The organism is Paenibacillus sp. AR247 (genome assembly GCF_002968895.1).
GTDB classification, from domain to species: Bacteria; Bacillota; Bacilli; order Paenibacillales; family Paenibacillaceae; genus Paenibacillus_AQ; species Paenibacillus_AQ favisporus.
Map to the genome: position 1 here is coordinate 1 of NZ_PCZT01000071.1, position 4,380 is coordinate 4,380.

Here is a 4,380-nt window from a genome sequence, read left to right on the forward strand (position 1 = left end):
AACGCTTTCCACGCTTCCTGCAGCAGAAGTCGCTGCCTGGGATCCATCGTTTCCGCATCCTTCGGAGCGATATCGAAGAATAAGGGATCGAACTCCCTGACACCGGGAAGACTTCCCAGCCATTTGCTGTCCATGGACCCCGCTGCACTTCCGGAATCACTGTAATACGAACGCCAGTCAAACCGGTCATCCGGGATTTCCGAAACCTCGATACGCCCCCCGGCAAGGACGGACCACATTTCTTCGATGTCGCTTGCTCCGGGAAACCGGCCGCTTATGCCGATGATGGCGACGGGTTCCGGATGCTCTTCAGACGACGATAAAGAAGCACGGGGCAGTCCTTTTGCGTCAGTGTTAACCGCCGTTGTCCGTAACCGCGTTGGGAGAGGCTGTACTCCCTCTGCTGCGGGCGTTTCCCTGTAAAAGTCGGCGATGACATCCCGAAACTCCTGGCTCATGTAATGCAACAACTTTTCAATCGTGGAATGGCCGAAAAAGACGGACGGAGAAAGGTCAATCCCGAGTAGCCCGGAGAGCCGGGCTGCCAGTTGGGACAGGCTGATCGAATCAAATCCGAAATCCGCCAAATTGGTGCTGAGATTCAGCCGCTCCACGGGAAGATGAAGAATTCCCGAAATCTGCTCCTTCACGTCCAGCTCCAGGCATTGCACTGCTTGCAGACCGAGCATCTCCGCTCTCCGTCCTTTGCCGGTGGACGGTTGAGCCATTGTGCTCTTCATAGTAACGGCTGACGTTTCTTTATTGACGATCGGCGTGCGTCTCACCTGATCTCTGATGAAGTATCGCTCCTTGGCAAAAGGATACCCCGGCAGGCTGATGCGCCTCGGTTTCATGTCCACGTACAGCCGTTCCCAGTCAAGTGCGGCGCCCTGCACCCAGAGTTCCGCTACAGGTCTGAACTGTTCATCCCGGACCCATGCCTCGATGTTCCGGTCGATTTCGGCTTGGACCTCTACCTGGGCACCCCCCATGACGGTCCCGCGGAAAAGTCCGTCCTGAAGGCTTCGTTGCTGATCGCTGACAAACTGCTCCAATGTAAACCTCAGATCTTCCATGGAACCCGCCAGAAATGCCAACCGTTCCTCCATAGCCTCTCTGCCTACCTGCAGCGTATAAGCAATGTCGCCGATATCAGCTTCGAGTGCGAATTCGCCGTGGACGGCCTTGAGCAGCTGCTGCGCTCTCATCTTTAAGCCGGCTTCATTTTTGGCAGAGATGACGATGATGGACTGCTTTCGTTGCTTAGGCGATAACCGGGTAATTCCCGGTTCATCCGGCAAATACTCCTCAAGGATGGAATGGGCATTGGATCCTCCGGCACCAAACGAGGAAATACCTGCCCTGCGTGGATAGACATGCTTTTTTCCTCCTCCTGGATCATCGGCCTTTGCCAGTCCTCCATATGCTGCTGCACTTTAAACGGCGTCTTCTGAAAAGAAATATTGGGATTCAGCCGTGAAACATGCAGGCTTGGAACGAGCTTCCGGTGCTTCATCTGCAGAACGATTTTTGTCAAGCCGGCGATGCCGGCCGCCGCCTCCAAATGACCGATGTTGGATTTGGCCGAACCGATTGCACAGAAACCGGTATCCTTCGTATCCACAGCAAACGCCTGGGTGAGACCCGTAATCTCGATGGGATCGCCCAGTTCGGTTCCGGTTCCGTGGGCTTCAAGATAAGTAATCGTTCTGGCGTCGACGCCAGCTTTGTCGAGTGCGGCCCGGATCAGATCACCTTGAGCTTTCGGGCTTGGAACGGTATAACCGTTCGTTTTGCCTCCGTGATTAATGCTGGTGCTTCGGATGACGGCATGGATGTTATCCCGATCACGCACGGCGGTGGACAAGGGCTTCAAAATGACGACGCCGACGCCCTCGCCGGGTACGAAACCGTTAGCTCCTTCGCCGAAGCTGCGGCATTTTCCGTCCGCGGACAGCATGTTTTGCGCGCTTAACAAGGTATAGCTTGAAGGGTGAAGATACAGGTTTACCCCTCCTGCGATGGCAACCTCGCACTCATCCCGGCGAAGATGTTCGCAGGCTTCGTGAATGGCTGTCAAGGAGGAAGAACACATCGTGTCCACCGGCATGCTCGGACCGTTGACATTCAGGAAGTACGATACCCGATTTGCCACGGAACTGAACGATGTGTAGGGATGGGCATTATCCCCCTTATCCCTCACCTGAGGCCCGTATAGATCGTGGCCCGTTTTCGTAACACCAGCATACACGCCAACCCGCCGGCGATGCCGGACTGCCAGCAGCTCGCGTGTATAACCGGCATCCTCCAGCGCATGCCAACAGGCTTGCAGGAACAAACGCTCCTGCGGGTCCATCATCATGGCCTCCTTCGGGGAAATGTTAAAGAACAGCGGGTCAAACTCCGCAAATCCCTCCAAAAAGCCGCCCCACTTGCTATAGCTCATGCCGCTTTCGACGGCCGTCCCGGGATCCGGCGTGTAAAACCCATTTAAAGACCACCGCTCTTCAGGTACTTCGGTAATACAGTCCTTCCCAGCCATCAGATTATCCCAAAATTGCTGGACATCATCTGCCTGTGGATAACGGCCGCTTATCCCGATGATAGCGATGGGTTCATTTGCCGGTTTCTCCTGCCGTTCCGGTCGATCCGTCTGCACCGTTGCAGGCAGGGTTGATGCTGCCTGCCGATTTTTTCTTCGGGATACCAGAGTCGGAAATACGCTCTGCGCTTGCTCCTCCGGTGCGGTCGTTTCCTGAACGGATTCATTTTCGTAACCGCTCCAGCGGACGCATGCATCGGTATGGGCCGATGACAGATAATCCGCGACCTCCCCCAGCGTCATGTATTCATAAAATAAAGTTTTGCTCAGATCTCCAAAAATCTCCTCCAGCTGCCGATTCATTTGATTGACGATCAAAGAATCGAGGCCGTAGCTCTCCAACGGTTCGTGAAGGCTTATTCGGGAAGACGGTACCTGGATCGTTTTCCCGAACAGCTCTTTAAGCTGTTCGGCGGTACGTTCCTTCAACATATCTGAGTTTAAGTGAGTAAGCGATGCAGCGGTTTGTGCCAGATAGCTAGTGGATTCAGAAAGACGTGAACTTTCAGCCGTGCCTAACAGCTCATCCCTCCAGCGTTCGATATCTCCGGATAATGTCATGATCTGATCATGTTTGGTCGCGATTCCGAAATATAGAACCTCGAGTCCGTCCGACGTTTCCATGGCGGTCAGTCCCCGGTTTCCGTTCCTGCCGTCCTCTGTATGGTTTGCGACTTCCATTCCCCCATCTTTCCAGAGCGGCCAATTGATCGATATCGTCCGGCCGAATCTCAATCCTTCCGCAACGAGCCGGTTCCGGTAGGCCGCGTACGCGTCCATATAGGCGTTGGCAAGCGCATAATCCGCCTGTCCCGGGTTGCCGAGGCTTCCGGCAATGGAAGAGCAAAGAACAAGGAAGTCTAGAGCCATGTCTTGTGTTGCTTGATCCAGAAAGGTCAGCCCTGTCACTTTGGGGGACAACACCCCGTGCATTTCCTTAACCGTTTTCCTTAGAATGTATCCGTCCTGGATGACCCCCGCGCAGTGGATGATTCCGTTCAGAACGCCATATTTGCGTATCAGAAGCAGGACCAGGTCGTCAACCTGATCTTTGTCCGCGATATCGGCCTGAATATATTCGACATTCGCCCCTATGGAGCTTAGAAACGCCAGCTGCTCTTCTTTCTTCGCGTCCAAGGGAGCGCGGCCCGAAAGAATGACGACAGGGCGGATGGCCTTTCGGCAGATATCGGCTGCAAATTGGCGTCCAAGTCCACCCATGCCTCCGGTAATCAGGTAGACTCCTCCATCTTTCCAAGGGGTGACTGCACCCCTTTCTTCCATCTTCTCTTCCCTCCAGCCAAAACAGCTAACAGACCCGAATTGAATCCGGAGTCTTTCACAGCTGCCGGTGGACTTCGCTTCCATGATCCAATGAACAATTGCTGTTTCGTTCACGCCTTCACCGATCTCGATCAGCTGCGGGACAATCCGGGGGTTTTCCTGACGAGCCGTATTTAAAAAGGCATACAGCCCCGTCTGCAATTTGAGCTCTCCCGCTGAATGGATGACGAGTTGAACCAACACTTTTCCTGTGCCTCTGTCTTTCATAGCCTCCTGAAGTGCTAATAACATGCGATCGGCATTTTCCATCAAATCCAGATCTGGCCGTTCAGAGCGGTTGCTTGCCAAAACGATTTGCTGCGCTTCGGGCAGCCTGCTGCGGCAGAGATCCTGGAAGTGAGGTTCTAGTCCGCACAAAACAGAATGTGCTGCGTATAAGCAGCATCCGCCTCCTGAACCTCATTAGCCTGAAAGTCCGTTTCTTGATAAAACGG

Annotated in this window: 1 protein-coding gene and 1 pseudogene; both read right to left on the reverse strand. The window is 54.1% G+C overall.

What is annotated here, in order from left to right; all coding sequences use genetic code 11:
• The coding region (locus CPT76_RS42540) for an acyl carrier protein (protein ID WP_483870089.1) at positions 1-992 on the reverse strand (992 nt) is incomplete at its 3' end.
• Positions 993-4,195 (reverse strand): annotated as a pseudogene (locus CPT76_RS35970) (SDR family NAD(P)-dependent oxidoreductase); the annotation flags it as partial. It lies immediately after the preceding gene.
• Positions 4,196-4,380: the final 185 nt, after the last annotated feature.